21 protein-coding genes and 1 pseudogene are annotated in these 19124 nt (G+C 71.9%); 9 read left to right on the forward strand and 13 right to left on the reverse strand.

Annotated features, from left to right (window positions below; genetic code table 11):
* The 9 genes from NYZ98_RS34805 to hisI all read right to left on the reverse strand — a co-directional run bounded on the left by NYZ98_RS34805 (window position 1) and on the right by hisI (window position 6832).
* Window positions 1–753, reverse strand: coding sequence for a DsbA family protein (locus NYZ98_RS34805; protein ID WP_262848287.1), 753 nt, complete (start codon window positions 751–753; stop codon window positions 1–3).
* Between the two features lie 17 nt (window positions 754–770).
* Complete coding sequence (locus NYZ98_RS34810) at window positions 771–1310, reverse strand: MauE/DoxX family redox-associated membrane protein (protein ID WP_262848289.1); 540 nt, start codon at window positions 1308–1310, stop codon at window positions 771–773.
* A gap of 233 nt (window positions 1311–1543) precedes the next feature.
* A complete protein-coding gene (gene trpA / locus NYZ98_RS34815; RefSeq protein WP_262848291.1) occupies window positions 1544–2338 on the reverse strand; it encodes a tryptophan synthase subunit alpha in 795 nt (264 codons plus the stop codon).
* Between the two features lie 31 nt (window positions 2339–2369).
* Window positions 2370–3590 (reverse strand): tryptophan synthase subunit beta, encoded by a 1221-nt coding sequence (gene trpB, locus NYZ98_RS34820; RefSeq protein ID WP_262848332.1) that lies wholly within the window; start codon window positions 3588–3590, stop codon window positions 2370–2372.
* Window positions 3591–3610: 20 nt separating this feature from the next.
* On the reverse strand, window positions 3611–4435 hold the full coding sequence (gene trpC, locus NYZ98_RS34825; RefSeq protein ID WP_262848293.1) for an indole-3-glycerol phosphate synthase TrpC: 825 nt from the start codon (window positions 4433–4435) through the stop codon (window positions 3611–3613).
* Between the two features lie 187 nt (window positions 4436–4622).
* On the reverse strand, window positions 4623–5060 hold the full coding sequence (locus tag NYZ98_RS34830; protein WP_262848295.1) for a DUF2752 domain-containing protein: 438 nt from the start codon (window positions 5058–5060) through the stop codon (window positions 4623–4625).
* Window positions 5061–5062: 2 nt separating this feature from the next.
* Window positions 5063–5599, reverse strand: coding sequence for a CD225/dispanin family protein (locus NYZ98_RS34835; RefSeq protein ID WP_262848297.1), 537 nt, complete (start codon window positions 5597–5599; stop codon window positions 5063–5065).
* A gap of 176 nt (window positions 5600–5775) precedes the next feature.
* Entirely contained in the window at window positions 5776–6432 is a 657-nt protein-coding gene (locus NYZ98_RS34840; RefSeq protein WP_262848299.1) for a Trp biosynthesis-associated membrane protein, read from the reverse strand.
* Between the two features lie 55 nt (window positions 6433–6487).
* Window positions 6488–6832 (reverse strand): phosphoribosyl-AMP cyclohydrolase, encoded by a 345-nt coding sequence (gene hisI / locus NYZ98_RS34845; RefSeq protein ID WP_262848301.1) that lies wholly within the window; start codon window positions 6830–6832, stop codon window positions 6488–6490.
* Between the two features lie 121 nt (window positions 6833–6953).
* Between hisI and NYZ98_RS34850 the strand changes: the two genes are divergently transcribed.
* From NYZ98_RS34850 to NYZ98_RS34880, 7 genes are all read left to right on the forward strand, one after another.
* Window positions 6954–7991 carry an ABC transporter ATP-binding protein gene (locus NYZ98_RS34850; RefSeq protein ID WP_262848303.1) on the forward strand — a complete coding sequence of 346 codons (1038 nt, stop codon included), beginning with the start codon at window positions 6954–6956 and terminating at the stop codon, window positions 7989–7991.
* Window positions 7992–8075: 84 nt separating this feature from the next.
* Complete coding sequence (locus NYZ98_RS34855; protein ID WP_262848305.1) at window positions 8076–9281, forward strand: ABC transporter substrate-binding protein; 1206 nt, start codon at window positions 8076–8078, stop codon at window positions 9279–9281.
* Window positions 9278–10183: an ABC transporter permease gene (locus tag NYZ98_RS34860; protein ID WP_262848307.1), complete on the forward strand. Its 906-nt coding sequence runs from the start codon at window positions 9278–9280 to the stop codon at window positions 10181–10183. Before NYZ98_RS34855 ends, NYZ98_RS34860 begins: the two co-directional genes overlap by 4 nt.
* An 81-nt stretch (window positions 10184–10264) precedes the next feature.
* The gene (locus tag NYZ98_RS34865; protein ID WP_262848309.1) at window positions 10265–11071 is read left to right on the forward strand and encodes an ABC transporter permease; all 807 of its coding nucleotides are present in this window, start codon (window positions 10265–10267) and stop codon (window positions 11069–11071) included.
* 118 nt (window positions 11072–11189) lie between these two features.
* Window positions 11190–12038: a helix-turn-helix domain-containing protein gene (locus NYZ98_RS34870; RefSeq protein ID WP_262848311.1), complete on the forward strand. Its 849-nt coding sequence runs from the start codon at window positions 11190–11192 to the stop codon at window positions 12036–12038.
* 138 nt (window positions 12039–12176) lie between these two features.
* Window positions 12177–12518 carry a hypothetical protein gene (locus NYZ98_RS34875; protein WP_262848313.1) on the forward strand — a complete coding sequence of 114 codons (342 nt, stop codon included), beginning with the start codon at window positions 12177–12179 and terminating at the stop codon, window positions 12516–12518.
* A complete protein-coding gene (locus NYZ98_RS34880) occupies window positions 12515–12958 on the forward strand; it encodes a hypothetical protein (protein ID WP_262848316.1) in 444 nt (147 codons plus the stop codon). Before NYZ98_RS34875 ends, NYZ98_RS34880 begins: the two co-directional genes overlap by 4 nt.
* A gap of 36 nt (window positions 12959–12994) precedes the next feature.
* Here the strand turns inward: NYZ98_RS34880 and NYZ98_RS34885 are convergent, their stop codons facing one another.
* Both NYZ98_RS34885 and NYZ98_RS34890 read right to left on the reverse strand, forming a co-directional pair.
* Window positions 12995–14794 carry an ABC transporter ATP-binding protein gene (locus NYZ98_RS34885; RefSeq protein ID WP_262848318.1) on the reverse strand — a complete coding sequence of 600 codons (1800 nt, stop codon included), beginning with the start codon at window positions 14792–14794 and terminating at the stop codon, window positions 12995–12997.
* Window positions 14791–16578, reverse strand: coding sequence for an ABC transporter ATP-binding protein (locus NYZ98_RS34890; RefSeq protein ID WP_262848334.1), 1788 nt, complete (start codon window positions 16576–16578; stop codon window positions 14791–14793). Before NYZ98_RS34890 ends, NYZ98_RS34885 begins: the two co-directional genes overlap by 4 nt.
* A 181-nt stretch (window positions 16579–16759) precedes the next feature.
* Here NYZ98_RS34890 and NYZ98_RS34895 point away from each other — a divergent pair, with 181 nt between their 5' ends.
* Both NYZ98_RS34895 and NYZ98_RS34900 read left to right on the forward strand, forming a co-directional pair.
* On the forward strand, window positions 16760–17395 hold the full coding sequence (locus tag NYZ98_RS34895) for a TIGR03085 family metal-binding protein (RefSeq protein WP_262848320.1): 636 nt from the start codon (window positions 16760–16762) through the stop codon (window positions 17393–17395).
* Window positions 17396–17612: 217 nt separating this feature from the next.
* The gene (locus NYZ98_RS34900; RefSeq protein ID WP_262848322.1) at window positions 17613–17774 is read left to right on the forward strand and encodes a hypothetical protein; all 162 of its coding nucleotides are present in this window, start codon (window positions 17613–17615) and stop codon (window positions 17772–17774) included.
* A 178-nt stretch (window positions 17775–17952) separates the two neighbouring features.
* Here the strand turns inward: NYZ98_RS34900 and NYZ98_RS34905 are convergent, their stop codons facing one another.
* A complete protein-coding gene (locus NYZ98_RS34905; protein WP_262848324.1) occupies window positions 17953–18930 on the reverse strand; it encodes an LppU/SCO3897 family protein in 978 nt (325 codons plus the stop codon).
* 81 nt (window positions 18931–19011) lie between these two features.
* Window positions 19012–19110 (reverse strand): annotated as a pseudogene (locus tag NYZ98_RS41630) (LuxR C-terminal-related transcriptional regulator); the annotation flags it as partial.
* Window positions 19111–19124 lie beyond the last annotated feature (14 nt).

A 19124-nucleotide genomic window follows, 5' to 3' on the forward strand; every position in this document is an offset into this window, starting at 1 on the left:
CTACTTCGCGGCATCAAGGATGGCCTGGCGCAGGGCTCCTGGGTTGAAGGCGACGCTGTTCTCGATCTCCTTGCCGTTGAGCCGCAGCGTAGGCGTCCCCTGGGTGATGACCTTGGAGTCGAAGACCTTCTTGCTGTAGGCGGTCTGCGCCTGCACCTCCTTCTGGGAGGTGACGCAGGCCTCGAAGCCGGGGTCGGTGACACCTGACGCCTTGCCCCAGGTGACGAGGTCGGCGATCGCGAAGCCGGCCTTGGTCTCGGGGGGCTGCTCCTTGAACAGCCGGTCGTGGTAGGCCATCCACTGAGCGCCGTCGGGGACGCACCGGGCGGCCGAGGAGGCGCGCATGGTGTTGCCGTGCGCCGGTTCGGCGCTGAAGATGTTGACGGCGTGGTAGACCACCTTGAGCTGGCCCGCCGCCGCCATGTTCTTCACCGTGGCCGAGCTGGTCTGCTCGAACGCCTGGCAGGCGGGGCACTGGTAGTCCTCGTAGATGTCCAGGACGGGTTTTTCGACGCCCGCCTTGCCCATCGCCACCGAGCCGTCGGACTGCCTGGAGATCGGGGCGAGCTGCCCGGTGAGCGTCTCGGACTTGCCCGACATGGCGTACCACCAGCCGCCGAGGACGACCGCGACCACGACGAGGATCACGGTGATCACGGTGGCGAGGCGCCTGCGCTGCGCCTGCTTGCGGTCCTGTTCGCGCTGCGACTTGATCCGCTCGCGCGCGGAGAGGTCCCGCGCGGCCTTTCCCATCAGAGACTCTCCTTCATTCAGGGCTCGTCGCCCTCGTTCTCGCCGCCGTCGTCGCCGGCGGGGCGCCGCTCGCGCGCGGGGCCGAGCCCCAGGGCGGAGTCGAGCGCGACCCGGCCAGGAGCGAATCTGACGATCCAGGCCCCCAACAGGAACAACCCGCCGTCCCTGAGGATTTCCCACAGGTATCCGGGCGTCTGCCCCGCCGCGAGTTTGCCGCCCCCGCCGAAGCACCCGCAGTCGATGCGCAGGCCACGCGCCCACGCCGACGCGATGCCGACCACGAAGACCAGCATGAGCAGCGCGGACACGACGCCCGCGGCACGCGTGAGCAGCCCGACAACCAGCAACACCCCAACGACGATCTCGAGGACCGGCAGGCCGTAGCCCACCGCGGTGGCGACCGGCGCCGGAAGCAGCTCGTAGGCCTGCACGGCCTGCACGGCGAGCGCCGGAGTGCCGATCTTCAGCCAGCCGGCCACGATCAGCACACCCGCGACCACGAGCCGGGCGACGGTCGTTACCCAGGGTACCGCTGGATGTACATAAAGCGACCTCATTGGCGCGGGCTCCTCGGAAGTCACCAGCTTCTCGTCTCCTTAGCCACGAACCGGCGGTCCCGCGACACGTTCCGGCCGCGGACCGGCCCGGCACCCGGGGTCGCGGCCGGTCGGCCTGACTCGGCTTTCCCGCCGAAGGGTACCGGCTGACCAGCTCATCATGGCCCCGATAAGCGCCCGATAAACGGTGTCCGATCAAGGACACCGGGCGCGCGACCTCGCGGAACGAGGCGTCAGCCGCGCACGCCCGCGGCGAGTTCGGCGGCGAGCTCGCGCACCGCCTTGAGGCCCGAGGCCTCGTCGGGGGCGTCCAGGAGGCGGCGGATGAACGCCGACCCCACGATCACTCCGTCGGCGTACCCGGCGACCTCGGCGGCCTGGGCGCCCGTGCCGACCCCGAGGCCCACGCAGACCGGCAGGCCGGTGTGGGCGCGGGTGCGGGCCACCAGGCCCTCGGCCGCGGCGCCCACGCTGGCGCGCGCGCCGGTGACCCCCATGAGGGAAGCGGCGTAGACGAAGCCGGTGCAGCAGTCGGCCACGGCCTGGATGCGCTCGTCGGGTGAGCTGGGGGCGACCAGGAACACCGTGTCGATGTTCGCGGCGGCGCTGAGCTCGCACCAGGGCCCGGCCTCTTCGGGGGTGAGGTCGGGCGTGATGGTGCCCCGGCCCCCGGCGTTGGCGAGGTCGCGGGCGAACCGCTCGGCGCCGTAGCGGTCGATCGGGTTCCAGTAGGTCATGACCAGCACGGCCGCGCCGCTCCTGGCCACCGCCTCGACGGTGCGCATCACGTCGGCGATGCGGGTGCCGTTGGAAAGGGCGCGGTGGACGGCGTCCTGGATGGTGGGGCCGTCCATCAGCGGGTCGGAGTAGGGCAGGCCGATCTCGATGACGTCACACCCCGCCTCCACCATGGCGGTGGCGGCGGCGACGGCGCCGTCCTTGGTGGGGAATCCGGCCGGAAGGTATCCGACGAGGGCGGCGCGCTTGTCGGCCCGCGCCTTCTCGAACGCCGTCTGAAGAGTGGTCATGTCAGGAAGTCCCGCTTACCGGTTCTGGTGCCTACAGGTCGAAGTACTTCATGGCGGTGCCCATGTCCTTGTCGCCACGGCCCGAGAGGTTGACCAGGATGGTCGCCTCGGGGCCGAGCTCGCGGCCCAGCTTGAGGGTGCCCGCGAGCGCGTGCGCGGACTCGATCGCCGGGATGATGCCCTCGGTGCGGGCGAGGAGGGAGAAGGCCTCCATCGCCTCGTCGTCGGTGACGCCGTGGTAGGTGGCGCGTCCGGTGTCCTTCAGCCAGGCGTGCTCGGGGCCGACGCCGGGGTAGTCCAGGCCGGCCGAGATCGAGTGGGACTCGATCGTCTGGCCCTCGTCGTCCTGCAGGACGTAGGTGCGCGAGCCGTGCAGGACGCCGATCGAGCCTTCGGTGAGGGTCAGGGCGTGCTCGCCGCTGTCGACGCCGTGGCCGGCGGCCTCGTAGCCGTGCAGCGCCACGTCCTGGTCGCCGAGGAAGGCGTGGAAGATGCCGATGGCGTTGGAGCCGCCGCCGACGGCCGCGGCGACGGCGTCGGGCAGGCGCCCGGTCAGTTCGAGCATCTGGCGCCGGGCCTCGACGCCGATGATGCGGGCGAAGTCACGGACGATCTCGGGGAACGGATGGGGGCCGGCGACCGTGCCGAACAGGTAGTGCGTGGTCTCGACGTTGGTCACCCAGTCGCGGAACGCCTCGTTGATGGCGTCCTTGAGGGTGCGGCTGCCGTTGCCGACCGGAACGACGGACGCGCCGAGGAGCTTCATGCGGGCGACGTTGAGCGACTGGCGCTCGCAGTCGACCTCGCCCATGTAGATGACGCATTCGAGGCCGAGCAGCGCGCAGGCGGTCGCCGTGGCGACGCCGTGCTGGCCGGCGCCGGTCTCGGCGATGACGCGGGTCTTGCCGAGGCGCTTGGTGAGCAGGGCCTGGCCCAGCACGTTGTTGATCTTGTGGGCGCCGGTGTGCGTGAGGTCCTCGCGCTTGAGGATGACGCGGGCGCCGCCCGCGCGCTCGCTGAACCGGCGCACGTCGGTGAGCGTGGTCGGCCGGCCGGCGTAGGTGCGGAGCAGGTGGTCGAACTCGGCCAGGAACGCGGGGTCGGACTTGGCCTCGGCGTACACCTTGGCGACCTCGTCGAGGGCCGGGATCAGGGCCTCGGGGACGAAACGGCCGCCGAACACGCCGAAGCGTCCCCGCGCGTCGGGGTCGTCGCCGGCCGGGCCGTTGCCCGCGAGGCCGGCGGCGGTGATCAGGGTGCCTTCTGCGATCGTCACTGCTGCCTCTCGGGTCCGTTGTCGAGCCGCGACGCGGGGTGCGCCCCCGCGGTGACCAGGTCGACCACGGCGGCTCGTGGGTCCTTGCCGGTGACCAGGCTCTCGCCGACCAGCACGGCGTCCGCGCCCGCCCGGGCGTAGGCCAGCAGGTCGTGCGGGCCGCGCACCCCCGACTCGGCGATCTTGATGATGCCGTCCGGGATCTTGGGGGCGATCTGGGCGAAGACGTCGCGGTCGACCTCGAGGTTCTTGAGGTTGCGCGCGTTCACCCCGATGATCTTAGCGCCCGCCTCGAGCGCGCGGTGGAGCTCCTCCTCGGTGTGCACCTCGACCAGCGGCGCCAGCCCGATCGACTCGGCCCGCTCGATGAGCGAGACCAGGGCGTTCTGGTCGAGGGCGGCCACGATCAGCAGCGCCAGGTCGGCGCCGTGGGCACGGGCCTCCCAGAGCTGGTAGGAGGTGACCACGAAGTCCTTGCGCAGGACGGGGATGTCGACGGCCGCGCGCACCGCGGACAGGTCCTCGAGGCTGCCGCCGAAACGGCGCTTCTCGGTCAGCACGCTGATGACGTGCGCGCCGCCCGCCTCGTAGTCGGCCGCGAGCGCGGCGGGGTCGGCGATGGCCGCCAGCGCGCCCTTGGACGGGCTGGAGCGCTTGACCTCGGCGATGACCGAGACCTTGTCGCCGCCGAGCGCGGCGTAGGCGTCCCTGACGGCCGGCGCCCGCCGGGCGCGGTCCTTGAGCTCCACCAGCGACACGGCCTTCTGCCGATCGGCGAGGTCGGCTCGCACGCCGTCCAGGATCTCGTCGAGCACGCTCACTTGATCTCCTCGCTTGGCTCGCTCACCCGATCAGGGTCCCTCCGGTCGACTGTGCCCGCGATCCGAGGACGCCTGGCCATCCGATCAGCAGATCGACTCGGGGGCCGGCTTCCTCTCGCGACCTTGCCCTGCCGATGGTATCGGGCTTACCGCCGTCGCCTCGCCACAGGGTCCTGATCTCATGGCGTCATGGTGCCAGGAACCGGCCGAAGGGGAGATTGCGCACGATCCAGTAGACGATGACGAGGGCGAGGAAGGCCCAGATGTAGGCGGGATGGGCCAGCGACGTCCGTACCGGCCGCCGCTGCCAGGTGCGCAGCGCCCACCGTCCCCACCAGAACAGCAGGAACGGAACCGTCACCACGGCGAGCGGGTTGAGGCCGAGGGCCGCGACCACGTCGCCGTGGGCCAGCGCGTGGACGGCGCGCAGCGTGCCGCATCCCGGGCAGTACAGCCCGGTGAGGAACAGGAAGGGGCACGTCGGGTAGTGCCCCGGCGCGTTCGGGTCCACCGCCCCGACGTAGGTGAACACCGCCCCCGTGAGCGCCGCGGCCCCGAGCGGTCCGAGCAGGGCCCGCGCCCGGCCCGCCCCCGGCCTTCCGGCACGCTCCGCCCGCGCGCTCATGGTCAGCTGTACGACGTGCTGGTACTGGCCGCGAAGAGCAGGACCACGATGAGGAAGTAGGCCACGATGCCCACCACGTACGACACGATGCCCCAGATCAGGGCACGCTTCCACCAGGTCTTGGCCTCCTCGGCGGCGACCATCGCCCCCTGGTAGTCACCGACGGCCCACCTGGAGTTGACCTGCGAGGACTTGACGATCGACACGATCCCGAAGGGCAGGCAGCAGAACAGCGTGGTGAGGATCGCCGCGACGAGCTGGTTGTCCGGCGCGGGCGGCCCGGCGCCGTAGGGCTGCTGCCCGTAGCCGCCCGGAGGCGGGTACCCGCCCTGCCCGTAGTCGCCCTGCTGGCCGTAACCCCCGCCGGGCTGCTGGCCGTACCCCGGCTGCTGGCCGTAGCCGGGCTGCTGCTGGCCATAGCCGCCGTCCTGCGGACCGTACCCCCCGGAGGGCTGGCCGCCGCCCTGCTGGCCGTAGCCCCCGCCGGGCTGCTGAGGGTCGTAGCCCTCAGGATTGCCCGGCTGATTCCCGTAGCTCATTGAATGACTCCCGTGACGTCAATGTGCGCGTTGCGCTGCGGCAGCATAGCGATGCGCCGCGAATCCGAAGGCGCGATGACCGAGTTTGTAGGCACATTGTCATAGAGCGGCACGCAGGGGCCACCCCCCGTGACAGGCCGGTGCCGCTGCGCGGCCTTCCGGTACGGAGGCGCCGATCAGCCGTCCCTGTCGCCATGGCCGTCCTTGGGGACGTCGGTGGGATCGAGGCCCTGGTCCAGGGCGTCCCACAGCGACCTTTCCGCCCGTCCGGGCTTCGGCGCGGCGGCGGACGGCCCGGGGCGGTCGTAGCGGTCCGACATCCCTGGCCAGGCGCCGCCGCGCGCCACCGCCAGCGCGCCGGCGGCCGAGAGCATGATCCCGGCCGCGATCGCCAGGACGGGCCAGGCCCAGGTGACGGCCACCACCGCGCGGGCGGCGTCGCCGTGCAGCGTCGCGCGCTCCAGGGCGGCCGAGACCGCGTGGGAGGCCGAGACGCCGCGCCACGACGCCACGGCGGCGGCGAGCCCGGCGGCGGCGAGCAGGACGCCGATCGCCCGGCGCCACGGGCCGCGGGTGGCGAGCACGGCGACCAGGGCGGCCAGGCAGGCCAGGGCCAGCGGGGCCAAGACGGGCGCGAGGTCGCCTCCGGCCAGCGGCACGGGCGCGGCGGGGGCCAGGCCGGGGCCGCCGGGGAGGGTCACGCTCGCCCAGGTGCGCCCGGCCGCGAACAACGCGAGCGCCGCCCCGGCGGCGCCGGCCGCGAGCCAGGCGAGCAGGGCGCGCCGCGCCCGGTCCTTGGCCGGGCTCTCACTGTCCGCCGTCCGCTGGGTCATGCCCCCGCCTCCGTGGCGCCCGCGTGCGTCCGCGGGCAGGCCCGGCCCGTGCGGGTCACAGGGATGTCTCCAGGGCGCCCGCGTCGAAGCAGGTGCGGTCGCCGGTGTGGCAGGCCGCGCCCACCTGGTCGACCTTGAGCAGGATCGTGTCGCCGTCGCAGTCGAGCGCGACGTGCTTGACCCACTGGGCGTGGCCCGAGGTCTCGCCCTTCACCCAGTACGCCCGCCGGCTGCGCGACCAGTAGGTGGCCCGGCCGGTGGTCAGCGTGCGGTGCAGCGCCTCGTCGTCCATCCAGGCCAGCATCAGCACCTCACCGGTGTCGTGCTGCTGGACGACCGCGGGCACCAGCCCGTCCGCGGTGCGCTTCAGGCGGTCCGCGATCTTCGGATCAAGGGACATACGGCAATTCTGCCGCAACCGGCCGTTGGGCAGGTCACCGCGTGGCCGGCTCCGGGATCGGCGCCCGAGTGATACGGATCGTGCATCGCCGCGACACATTCGACCCCATATGTTTTTCTCCATGCCAGATCAGAGTGTCGCGGTGCGGTTGCGGGGGCTGCGCAAGAGTTTCGGCCCCGTCGAGGCCGTCGCCGGCGTCGACCTGGAGATCGCCGACGGCGAGTTCTTCGCGATGCTCGGCCCCTCCGGATCGGGCAAGACGACGGTGCTCAGGATGATCGCGGGCTTCGAGTCGCCCACCGCCGGTTCCGTCGAGCTCGGCGGGCGCGACGTCACCCGCCTGGCCCCCTTCGAGCGCGACGTCAACACGGTGTTCCAGGACTACGCGCTGTTTCCGCACATGAGCGTGCTGGACAACGTGGAGTACGGCCTGCGGGTCAAGAAGGTCGGCAGGGCCGAGCGGCGCGAGCGGGCCACCGCGGCCCTGCGGTCGGTGCGCCTGGAGGGGTTCGAGCGGCGCGGGCCCGCCCAGCTCTCCGGCGGGCAGCGCCAGCGGGTGGCGCTGGCCAGGGCCCTGGTCAACCGGCCCCGGGTCCTGCTGCTCGACGAGCCGCTCGGCGCCCTGGACCTCAAGCTCCGCGAGGAGATGCAGGTCGAGCTGAAGGAGCTCCAGCGCGAGGTCGGCATCACGTTCCTGTTCGTCACCCACGACCAGGAGGAGGCCCTGACGATGAGCGACCGGATCGCCGTGTTCGACCGGGGCAGGATCGAGCAGGTCGGCACGCCCGCCGAGGTGTACGAACGGCCCTCGACCCCTTTCGTGGCCGGGTTCGTCGGCACCTCCAACCTGATCTCCGGCGAGGCCGCGAAGGCGGTGCTCGGCCGGGACGGCACCTTCAGCGTGCGCCCGGAGAAGCTCCGGCTGGCACTGGACGCGGACGCGCCCGTGGGCGCGGACGAGCATGGCGCCATCGGCACGGTCGCCGAGGTGGTGTACGCGGGGGCGGCCACCCGCTTCGTCGTCGACCTGGACGCGGGCGGGCGGCTGATGGTCCTGCAGCAGAACCGGGACGTCTCCTCCATGGAGGTGACGGAGCTGCGCGGCGCCCGGGTCCGGCTCGTCTGGAACCGCCGCCACGAGTTCGCCATCGTGCCCTGAGCGACCGTGTCCAGAACCGCCGTGTCACGCCAACAGGCGAACCCTGTCCCGACCCCCTCGCTCCACCCCCCAAGGAGAGACACCATGCGACCCACCCGACTCGTGATCGCCGCCGCCGCGCTCGCGCTGGCCACGGCGGCCTGCGGCGGCTCGACCGGCGGGGGCGGCGGCGCCTCGGCCCCCGGCGCGACCGGGTTCACCCCACCCAAGATCGAGGCGCTGAAGAGCCTCGGCGCGAGCGAGGGCCAGGTCAACCTGGTCGCCTGGGCCGGCTACGCCGAGGACGGCTCCAACGACCCCAAGGTCGACTGGGTGCACCCCTTCGAGCGGGCCAGCGGATGCAAGGTCAACACCAAGGTCGCCGGCACCTCCGACGAGATGGTCACCCTGATGAAGACCGGGGAGTACGACGCGGTGTCGGCCTCGGGCGACGCGTCGCTGCGCCTGATCGCCTCCGGCACGGTCGCCCCGGTCACCACCGACCTGGTCCCCAGCTACAAGGACGTGTTCGCGGGCCTGAAGCTCAAGCCGTGGAACTCGGTCGGCGGGGTCGCCTACGGGATCCCGCACGGCCGGGGCGCCAACCTGCTCATGTGGCGCACCGACAAGGTGACCCCCGCCCCCGACTCCTGGAGCGTGGTGTTCGACCCGGCCTCGCCCTACAAGGGGAAGCTCACCGCCTACGACTCCCCCATCTACATCGCCGACGCCGCGCTGTACCTGATGGCGACCAAGCCCGGCCTCGGCATCAAGGACCCCTACGCGCTGGACGACAAGCAGTTCCAGGCGGCGGTCGACCTGCTGAAGCGGCAGCGGCAGAACGTCGGCGAGTACTGGTCGGACTACACCAAGGCGGTGCAGGCCTTCAAGAGCGGCGACACCGTGGCGGGCACCACCTGGCAGGTCATCGCGAACCTGGCGGAGGCCGACAAGGCGCCGGTCAAGGCGATCCTGCCCAAGGAGGGCTCCACCGGCTGGTCGGACACCTGGATGGTCGCGGCCAAGGCCCAGCACCCCAACTGCGCCTACAAGTGGCTGGACTGGATCATCTCCCCGAAGGCCAACGCCCAGGTGGCCGAGTGGTTCGGTGAGGCGCCCTCGAACTCCAAGGCGTGCGCGGAGACCGCCGACAAGGGCTTCTGCGACACCTACCACGCGACCGACGAGGACTACTTCTCCAAGGTGCACTACTGGACCACCCCGATCGCCCAGTGCCTGGACGGGCGTACCGGCGTGAAGTGCAAGGACTACTCGGAGTGGACCCGGGCCTGGACGGAGATCAAGGGGTGAGCGTCCCCCTGCCGGGGACGCCGGTGGCGCCGGCGTCCCCGCCCGGCCGCATGGACCGGCCCCCGGGCCCGCGCCGCCGGCTCGCCGCCGCGCTGCACCGGCACGCCGGGGTGCGCCTGTCTCTGCTGCTGGCCGCGCCGCTGGCGTGGCTGGGCGTCGCCTACCTGGGCTCGCTCGCCGCCCTGTTCGTCACCGCCTTCTGGAGCACCGACTCCTTCACCGGCGACCTGGTCAGGACGTTCACCTGGGCCAACTTCCACGACGTCCTGACGATCGAGGTCTACCGGACGGTCGCGCTGCGCTCGCTCGGGGTGGCGGTCGCGGTGACGCTGATCGACGCGGTGATCGCCTTCCCGATGGCGTTCGCGATGGCCAAGCTCGCCTCGCCGCGCACCCAGCGGTGGCTGGTCATCGCCGTGCTCACCCCGCTGTGGGCCTCCTACCTGGTCAAGGCGTACGCCTGGCGGGTGATGCTGTCGTCGGACGGGCTGCTCGGCTGGGGGTACGGGCTGTGGGCGACCATCGCGACCCTGTCGTACCTGTGGCTGCCGTACATGATCCTGCCGATCTACGCGGGGCTGGAGCGGCTGCCGGACTCGCTGCTGGAGGCGGCCGGGGACCTCGGCGCGCGCGGGTGGCGGGCCTTCCGCACGGTGGTGTGGCCGCTGACGTTCCCGGCGATCGTGGCCGGCTCGGTCTTCACCTTCTCCCTGTCGCTCGGCGACTACATCGCCGTGAAGATCGTCGGGGGCCGCAGCCAGCTCATCGGGAACGTGGTGTACGACAACATCGGCGCCGCGAACAACCTGCCGTTCGCCGCCGCCGTGGCGACCATTCCTGTCGTGATCATGCTGGTGTACCTCGCCGCCGTGCGCCGTACCGGGGCGCTGGAGAGCCTGTGACCCCGCCCCGTGGCCCGCGGGCCCTCGTGAACCCGTTGAACCCGTCCCGGAGACCCTCGTGAACCCGTCCCGGAGGCCCTCGTGAACCTGTCCCGCGGCGCGCGGCTGGCGCTGCGCCTGGCCCTGGCCCTCGGCCTGGTCGTGATCTACGTCCCGCTGGCGATCGTGCTGCTGAACTCCTTCAACGCCGACCGGACGTTCGCCTGGCCGCCGACCGGGTTCACCACGCGGTGGTGGAGCGCCGCCTGGGGGTCCTCGGGGGTGCGCGACGCGCTGTGGACCTCGGTCAAGGCGGGGGCGGGCGCGACGGCGATCGCGCTGGTGCTCGGCACGATGGCGGCCTTCGCCGTACAGCGCCACCGGTTCTTCGGCCGCGACACCGTCTCGCTGCTCATCGTGCTGCCGATCGCGCTGCCCGGCATCGTGACCGGGATCGCGCTCAACAACGCCTTCCGCACGATCCTCGAACCGTTCGGCGTGGGGCTCGGCCTGTTCACCGTGATCGTGGGCCACGCGACGTTCTGCGTGGTCACCGTGCACAACAACGTGCTGGCCCGGCTGCGGCGCACGGGGCGGAACGCGGAGGAGGCCTCGGCGGACCTGGGCGCGGACCCGTTCACGACCTTCCGCCTGGTGACGTTCCCGATGATGCGGTCGGCGCTGCTGGCGAGCGGGCTTCTGGCGTTCGCCCTGTCGTTCGACGAGATCATCGTGACGACGTTCACGGCGGGGGCCGGGGTGCGTACGCTGCCGATCTGGATCTTCGAGAACCTCTTCCGGCCGAACCAGGCGCCGGTCGTCAACGTGGTGGCGGCGGCGCTCATCGTGTTGTCGGTGGTGCCGATCTATCTGGCCCAGCGCCTCTCCGGTACCACGAGCACCCATTGACGCATATTCATCAAGCAACATCGCGCAACATGGGGGTATATGGAGAAATTTCCTGGCTACGGTGGGCATTCCAGTGACGTCCCATATCTGACGTCCGCAGCCGAAGAGGTGGCCCCCCATGCCCCCGACGCGAATCACCGAGGCGAAAGGCATCCTGGCCGCGCGCCTCCGCGAGATCCGGAGCGAGGCCAGCCTGACCGGGCGGACCCTCGCGTCCGAGGCCGGATGGCACTACTCGAAGGTCTCCAAGATCGAGCACGCCGCGCAGATGCCGAACGAGAACGACATACGGACGTGGTGCAAAGTGTGCGACGCCGAGGAGTACGTCGTCGACCTGATAGCGGCCGTGCGCAACATCGACTCGATGTACACCGAGTGGCGCCGGCTGGAGACCACCGGCCTGCGGCACGTCCAGGAGTCGTTCCAGCCGCTCTACCACGACACCCAGCAGTTCCGGGTCTTCCAGCACTCGGCCGTCCCCGGCCTGCTCCAGACGCCCGGGTACGCACGCGCGCACCTGCGGGCCATCATCGACTTCCGCGGCATCCCCGACGACCTCGACGCGGCGGTGGCCGCCCGGCTCGCCCACCAGGAGGTGCTGGAGTCCGGCGGCAAGCGCTTCATGTTCATCATCGGCGAGCAGGCGCTCCGCACGCCGGTGTGCGACGCCGAGGGGATGGCCGCGCAGCTCGACCGGCTGGCCCAGATCACGACCAACATGCCGCAACTCAGTTTCGGCGTGATCCCCGCGCGGGCGCGGGCGGCGATCATGCCGCCGGAAAACTTCTGGATATACGATGACAATCAGGTCAGGGTTGACACGATCCCCGGCCAGTTCCGCATCAAGACCCCCACCGACGTCGCGCTCTACGAGAAGGCGTTCACCAAACTCGCCGAGGCGGCCGTCTATGGTCAGGCGGCCCGTGACCTGATCACCGCGACTTCCGGCGGATTGCAAGGAACATGAAGCAACTTCGTTGATGCCGCGATCGGCGGGCACCTAGCCTCACGGCAACGCACTCAGTGGCGACGCGGGCGAAGGACCCGCGCGCACCCTACGACGAGCCAGGCGAGCCCGTTCGCCGCGCCGGTGAGGAGCCACCTCGTGCCCGCCCTCCACGTAGAAGCCGCGGCGCTGGCCGGACGCCGCCCCGCCGCCTCGGTCCGGCAGATCGCCGGTGACCTGCGGTTCTGCCTCGCCCGCCGCGACATCCCCGCCTACGTCTACTTCCTGGAGGACGGTCAGGCCGCCGTCTCCCTGTGGCAGGGCCTGCTCGCCCGGGTCGACGGCGACATCATCTGGTGGACCAGCCCGCACCTCAGCCGCCGGGGCGGCGCGCTGCGGACGTTCGCCTTCTCCCCCGCCACCGCGGCGGCCCGGCTCGCCGAGCACTACGCGACGCTGCGGGCCCGGCAGCGGCCCGGCCCCTACGCCCACCCCGAATGATCCCCGCACAACGGTCCGCGCCGTACGCCCACGACGCCGTACGGCCACCCGCCGGGCGGTCCCCCGACGACGACCGTCGTCACCGGCGACCGCCCGCGCCCCCCGCGAAGGCCACCACCAGACCGGAGCCGACCATGACGACCGCCGACAAGGTCGACGACAGCACGACGGCGACCGCCCATCTGCGCGAACTGGGCGACCTGCTCCTCGCCCGCGGACTGCACGTCCGCGTGGGACCGACCCCCAGCGGCCTCCCCCAGCTCATCGTGATCAGCACGATGGTCCCCACGCTGTCGGAGGTCATCTTCGCGGCGCCGCGAAAGGACCGGTGGTGGTTCTGGTGGTCGTGGGCCGAGCGCATCGCCCCCGTCGACGACCTGTCCACCACCGTGACGCGGATCTGCCAGGCCCTCACCCCCGCGTCGCGCCCCGGCGGGTGACCCCGGCCGCGACGCGGCGTACCGGCGCTCCGGGGACTAGGACACCCGGGCGCCGGAGGTCCAGGAGGCGTACAGGTCGGCGTACACGCCGTCCTGCCGTACCAGCTCGGCGTGGGGGCCGCGCTGGACGATGTGGCCGTGCTCGAACACCAGCACCTCGTCCGCCGCCTCGGCGGTGGACAGGCGGTGGGCGATCGACACGGCCGTGCGGCCCCGGGTCACCCCGTCCAGCGCCCGGGCCAGCCGCACCTCGGTCGCGGGGTCCACCGCGGAGGTCGCCTCGTCGAGCAGCAGCAGGTCGGGGTCGGCGAGGTAGGCCCGCGCCAGCGCGACGAGCTGGCGCTCCCCCGCCGACAGCGACTCGCCGCGCTGCCCCACCGAGGTCGACAGCCCCGCGGGCAGGCCCTCCAGCCAGTCGGTCAGCCCCAGCTCGGTCATCGCCAGGGAGATGTCGTCGTCGGTGGCCGCCGGCCGGCCGTAGCGGATGTTGTCGGCGAGCGAGCCGTCGAACAGGAACCCGTCCTGCGGCACCATCACGATGCGCTCCCGCAGCGAGGAGAACCGCACCTTGCGCAGGTCCACCCCGTCGACCAGGACGCGCCCCGAGGTGGGGTCCATGAGGCGGGTCAGCAGCTTGGCGAAGGTCGTCTTGCCCGACCCGGTCTCGCCCACGACCGCGACGCGCGTGCGGGGCGCGATGTCCACCGACACATCGTGCAGCACGGGGGGACCGTCGGGGTAGGCGTAGCCGACGCCCTGGAAGGCGACCGTGATCGACCCGCGCGGCAGGGTCACCCCCGCAGGGCCCGGGTCGGCCACGTCGGCCGGGGTGTCCAGCACGCCGAGGACCCGCCGCCACCCGGCGACGGCGTTCTGCGCGTCGTTCAGGACCTCAGTGGCGGTCTGCAGCGGGCTGATGAACAGCGTGATCAGGAACAGGAACGCCACCAGGCGCCCGGCGGAGATCGTGCCGCCGATGCCGAGCTCCACGCCGAGCAGCACCACCCCGGCGATGGCGACGGCGCCGACCAGCTCGGTGATCGGGAAGGTGAACGCGATGATCTTCTGGGCCCGGCTCTGCGCGTTGCGCTGGGCGTTCACCGCCTCGTCGATCCTCCGCGCGGTGCGCTCCTCGGAGCCGTACGCCCGGATCACCGCGCTGCCGACCACCGACTCGCTCACCGCGGCCAGCATGTCGCCGGTCCGCTCGCGGACCTCGGTGTAGGCGCGGGCCACCCACCGCTGGAACCTCGGGAGCATCACGACCACCGGCAGGAAGCAGCCCCAGACGACCAGCGCGAGCTGCCACGAGTACACGGCCATCAGCACGCTCGCGATGAGGAGCTGACCGAGCGAGATGATGACCATGAGGCCACCCCACTGCATGAACGTGCTGATCTGGTCCACGTCGCTGGTCACCCGGGACACCAGCGCCCCGCGCCGCTCGGTGTTCTGCGTGAGCACCGACAGGTCGTGGACGTGCCGGAACCCCTTGCCCCGCAGCGAGGCGAGCCCCGACTCGGTGGAACGGTAGAGCCGGACGTTCATCAGGTACCCGCACAACGCGGTCAGCGTCACCGCGACCGCGCACAGGATGACCGCGTTCCGGATGAACGGCATGTCCGGCGCCGCGCCCCGCAGTCCCCGGTCGATGACCTGCTGGACGGCGACCGGGACGATCACCTTGCCGAGCGTGGCGAACACCGCCAGCAGCAGCGTCACCGGCAGCCCGGTGCGAAACTCCGGCGACAGCTCCAGCCCCCGCCGGAACGTCCCCAGGGCCGTGCGCTGCTCCGTGCGCAGCGAAGAGCCGCGCTCCTCCACCCGCGTCGTCATGCCGTGATCTCCTCGTCGGCGCCCAGCGCCGCGCGCTCGGCCTCTTCGCGCTCGTAGGCGGTCACCAGGTCGCGGTACCCCGCGCACCGCCCCAGCAGCACGTCATGCGGTCCACGGTCGGCCACCCGCCCGTGCTCCAGGTAGACCACCTCGTCGGCCAGGGCGATCGTCGCCATCCGGTAGGCGACCACGACCACCGTGGAGTCCGGCGACCCGTCACGCAGGCCGCGCAGGATCCTGCCCTCGACCTGGGAGTCCACGCTGGAGGTGGCGTCGTCCAAAATGAGCAGCCGGGGTGACCTGACCAGCGCCCTGGCCAGCGCCAGCCGCTGCCGCTGGCCGCCCGACAGCGTCGCGCCGCGCTCGCCGACCCGGGTGTCCAGGCCCTTGGGCAGGGCGCTGACGAACCCGTCCGCCTGCGCCAGGCGCAGCGCCGCCCAGATCCGCTCGTCGGGCACGCTGTCGCCGGAGGTGCCGAGGATCACGTTGCCGCGCACGGTGTCGTCGAACAGGAACGTCTGCTGCGGCACCAGCGAGGCGGCCGTGCTCACCTCGCCCTTGGCGACGTCGCGCACGTCGGTGCCGTCCAGGAGCACACGGCCGGTGTCGGGGTCGATCAGCCGGACGAGAAGCTGGGTCAGCGTGGACTTGCCCGAGCCGGTCGGGCCGACGATCGCGACCGTGCGGCCGGCCCGCACCTCGAAGTCGACCCCCGACAGCACCGGGGTGTCCGGCAGATAGCCGTAGCCCACCCCCCGCACCTCCACGGTGGCGGCGCCGCCGGTGCCCAGGCGGGCGGCGCCGTAGTCCATCGAGCCGGACGCGGTCAGCACGTCCTGCACCCGGTTCCAGCCCACGACGCTGCGCGGCAGCTCGGCCAGCACCCAGCCGAGCGCGCGGATCGGGAACGCCAGCAGCGTGAACAGGTACGACACCTGGATCAGCTCACCGGAGGTGACGCCGCCCGCGGCCAGCCGCACCGACCCGAACAGCAGCACCGCGAGCACGCCCAGCGTGGGCAGCGCCTCCAGCAGCGGGTCGAACAGGCCGCGCACACGGCCCACCGCGATGTTGGCGTCGCGCAGCGTGTCGGCCTTGGCCTGGAAACGGGCCGCCTCGGCGTCCTCGCGGCCGAGCGTCTTGACCACCAGCGCCCCGTCGAAGCTCTCATGGGCGATCTCGCTGACCTCGGCGCGGAGCTGCTGGGCGCGCATCACCAGGGGCGAGAGCCTGCGCTGGTAGACGAGGTTCAGCGCCGCGATGGCCGGGAAGATCAGGAAGCCGACGAGGGCGAGCATCGGGTCGACCAGCAGGATCGCCACGGCCGCCGTCACCAGCATCACGACCACGCCGACCGCCATGGGCAGCGGGGCGAGCGGCGCCCAGGCCGCCTCGGCGTCGGAGCTGGCGTTGGACAGCAGCTGGCCCGTCGGGTGGCGGTGGTGCCAGGCCAGCGGCAGCCGCAGGTACTGGCGGGTCACCGCGCGCCGCGACCAGGCCTGCATGCGATACTGCATGATGCCCGCGAGCACCCGGCGACCGATCACCCCGGCGGCCTTGAGCACCGCGACGCCCACGATCAGCAGGGCCGCGGTCACCAGCGCGCCGGTGGTGGCGTGGCCGTCGCGGAAGGCGGGCAGCACGGCGTGCTCGGTGGCCCAGCCCAGCGCCCACGACGAGCCGACGGTCATGATCCCGTAGACCGCGGACGACAGGACGGCGCCGGTGAAGATCCTCGGCTCGGTCCTGACGGCGTGCCCGACGACACGGAGTCCCTGGAGCATGACGGTCGGACGATGATCGCGCTCGCTCGGCACGCGGGGGATCCTTTCGACGGGGCGGAACGCCTGCGGTTCGGTTCCTTGGGGGTTTCCTGCCTCAATCCCTATCATCCGCGGCAAGCCGTTTATTCCCACCCCTATGCTGGCCGATCAGCCGCGGAGCCCCCCTTGTAGGGTGATCAGGGTGACGCACGCACGCGCCGAGCGCGAAGCACTGAGTGACCTCCTCGACCGTCTCGGCCCCGACGCCCCGACGCTGTGCGAGGGGTGGACCACCGCCGACCTCGCCGCCCATCTGGTGATCCGCGAGCACCGGCCGGACGCCGCCGGCGGCATCGCCATCAAGCCTCTGGCGGGCTACACCGCATCCGTTCAGAACAAGCTGAAGTCCGCCAAGCCCTTCCCCGCCCTCGTCGACGACGTGCGGCAGGGGCCGCCCCGATGGTCCCCCTACGGCCTGGTGCCCGGCCTTGACGCGGCCGTCAACACGCTGGAGTTCCTGGTGCACCACGAGGATGTCCGGCGCGCCCAGCCCGGCTGGGAGCCGCGCGAACTCCCCGCCGACCTCACCGAGATCATCTGGAAGCGGGTGTCGTCCGGCGCGCGGCTGACGTTGCGCCGCTCCCCCGTCGGCGTCGTGCTGCGCCACACCGACGGGCGCAAGGCGGGCGGCAAGAAGGCCGAGCCGCACGTGGTCGTGACCGGCGACCCGATGGAGCTCCTGCTGTTCACCTTCGGCCGCCAGGAGCACGCCCGGGTCTCCTACGAGGGCGACCCGGTGTCGGTCGAGCGGCTGCGCGCCACCAAGCTCGGCATGTGACCGGCGGGTGCCTCCGGCCGGGCGGCCCCGCTCTCTTTCCGGAGAGGCGGTCGTGCACAGCGGGACCGGGGTGGTGGATCGCCCGGGAATGATGGGGAACGCGGTGTTCCGCGCGTCGATCATGCCCCTCTCAGGGGGAGCACGTGACCGAACGCGGAGATCGTCCGCTCCGCCTCCCGGGTAGGACCAGGGCACCGGCACCAGGGAGGACAGTTCGATGAAGACCAAGAAGGTACTGACGTACCTCGCCGTCGGCTTCGCGGCCTTCTACATGTACTCGCGGCCGACCGAGTCGGCGACCGCGGTCAAGGGCATGTTCACCGGGCTCGGCTCGGGCGCCGGCCAGCTCGCCATGTTCTTCTCCAACCTGTTCGCCTAGCGCGCCCGACCGCTCGCCTGGCACGCCCGCTCGCCTGGCACGCCCGTTCGCCTGGCGCGCCGAACCTGTTCCTGGTCGCGCCGAACCCGTTCGCCTGGCGCGCCGGAATCTGGTCGCGCCGGCCGCGCCGCGTGTGCGGCGTCCCGGGCCGGCGCGCCGTCGCCCTCCGGCCGGGCCGTCACTTCTTCTTCACGGGCACCAGGCACAGGACCCAGCCGGTGCCGCCGGTCCTGCTCCCCTCCCAGTACGCCGAGGTGACGTCCTTGTCGCGGCACATGCTGAGGCTCTGGTCCGCGTCGAACTGCGCCTCGGTCTTGCCGCTGACCTTCTGGGAGATCCGCCACTCGACCGCGGCGCCCTTGCAGTCGACGACCTTCAGGCTGTCCTTGTCCTGACCGGACATGCAGTCGCCGACCGCGGCGATGCGCGGCGCGCCCTCGACCTGGTCGGAGACCGCGCCGACGCCCTCGCGGACCGCGAACACGCCGCCGATCTTGATGATCGCGATGACGACGAAGACCCCGATCGTGCCGAGCACGCCGATGATCTTCCCGCCCTTCTTCTTCTTGGCGGGCTCCGCGGGCACCCCGCCCTGCCACTGGCCGCCGGCGGCCTGCTGGACGTACGGGTCCTGCTGGGCGTAGGGATCCTGCTGCCGGCCGTAGGGGTCCTGCGCCTGGCCGGGGTTCGCGCCGTACTGCTGCTGCTGGTACTGGCCAGGGGCCGGGGCCGCCTGCTGCGGCGCGTAGGGGTTCTGCGCCTGGCCCGCGTAGGCGCCCTGCTGCTGGCCCGCGTAGGTGGGCTGCTGCTGGCCGCCCGGCCGCCCGTACGGATCCTGCGTCTGCGCCGCGTAGGGGTCCTGCGTCTGCGCCCCGTACGGGTCCTGGGCCTGGCCGTACGGCGCCTGCCGCCCGTAGGCGTCCTGGGGCTGCCCCGGGTGCCCCTGAGCGCCCTGGCCCGGGTAGGCGTGCCCGCCCGTCCCCTGCCCGGGCGAGGGCTGCCACTGCTGGTGGCCCCCCTGCTGCTGGGCGTACGGGGAGGGCTCCTGGTCGTACGGTCCCTGGCCGGGCGGTTGGGTGCCGTGGTTCGGCGGCGGGTAGCCGCGCGGCGGCTGGTACGGGGAACCCGGCTGCTGTGGGCTGGGGGGATTCGTCACGGGGGGATCCTTGTGGTCAGCGGCACCGTAGAAGAACGCGCATGACCGTAGCGGATCATCAAACGATATGTGGCTGGTGACGCCGAGTTTGCGGTAGATGGCTTCGAGGTGTTTGTCGACGGTTCTGATCGAGATCTGGAGGCGCCGGGCCGCGAGGCGGCGGGTGAGGCCGTCGGCGATGAGACCGAGGACCT

Source organism: Sphaerisporangium corydalis (assembly GCF_025506355.1).
GTDB classification, from domain to species: domain Bacteria; phylum Actinomycetota; class Actinomycetes; order Streptosporangiales; family Streptosporangiaceae; genus Sphaerisporangium; species Sphaerisporangium corydalis.

Bases quoted from the DNA above. Each gene is read 5' to 3' on its own strand.
- NYZ98_RS34805 (WP_262848287.1), bottom strand. From the start codon at position 753: ATGGGAAAGGCCGCGCGGGACCTCTCCGCGCGCGAGCGGATCAAGTCG.
- NYZ98_RS34810 (WP_262848289.1), bottom strand. From the start codon at position 1,310: ATGAGGTCGCTTTATGTACATCCAGCGGTACCCTGGGTAACGACCGTC.
- trpA (WP_262848291.1), bottom strand. From the start codon at position 2,338: ATGACCACTCTTCAGACGGCGTTCGAGAAGGCGCGGGCCGACAAGCGC.
- NYZ98_RS34830 (WP_262848295.1), bottom strand. From the start codon at position 5,060: ATGAGCGCGCGGGCGGAGCGTGCCGGAAGGCCGGGGGCGGGCCGGGCG.
- NYZ98_RS34835 (WP_262848297.1), bottom strand. From the start codon at position 5,599: ATGAGCTACGGGAATCAGCCGGGCAATCCTGAGGGCTACGACCCTCAG.
- NYZ98_RS34840 (WP_262848299.1), bottom strand. From the start codon at position 6,432: ATGACCCAGCGGACGGCGGACAGTGAGAGCCCGGCCAAGGACCGGGCG.
- hisI (WP_262848301.1), bottom strand. From the start codon at position 6,832: ATGTCCCTTGATCCGAAGATCGCGGACCGCCTGAAGCGCACCGCGGAC.
- NYZ98_RS34850 (WP_262848303.1), top strand. From the start codon at position 6,954: ATGCCAGATCAGAGTGTCGCGGTGCGGTTGCGGGGGCTGCGCAAGAGT.
- NYZ98_RS34855 (WP_262848305.1), top strand. From the start codon at position 8,076: ATGCGACCCACCCGACTCGTGATCGCCGCCGCCGCGCTCGCGCTGGCC.
- NYZ98_RS34870 (WP_262848311.1), top strand. From the start codon at position 11,190: ATGCCCCCGACGCGAATCACCGAGGCGAAAGGCATCCTGGCCGCGCGC.
- NYZ98_RS34880 (WP_262848316.1), top strand. From the start codon at position 12,515: ATGATCCCCGCACAACGGTCCGCGCCGTACGCCCACGACGCCGTACGG.
- NYZ98_RS34885 (WP_262848318.1), bottom strand. From the start codon at position 14,794: ATGACGACGCGGGTGGAGGAGCGCGGCTCTTCGCTGCGCACGGAGCAG.
- NYZ98_RS34890 (WP_262848334.1), bottom strand. From the start codon at position 16,578: ATGCTCCAGGGACTCCGTGTCGTCGGGCACGCCGTCAGGACCGAGCCG.
- NYZ98_RS34900 (WP_262848322.1), top strand. From the start codon at position 17,613: ATGAAGACCAAGAAGGTACTGACGTACCTCGCCGTCGGCTTCGCGGCC.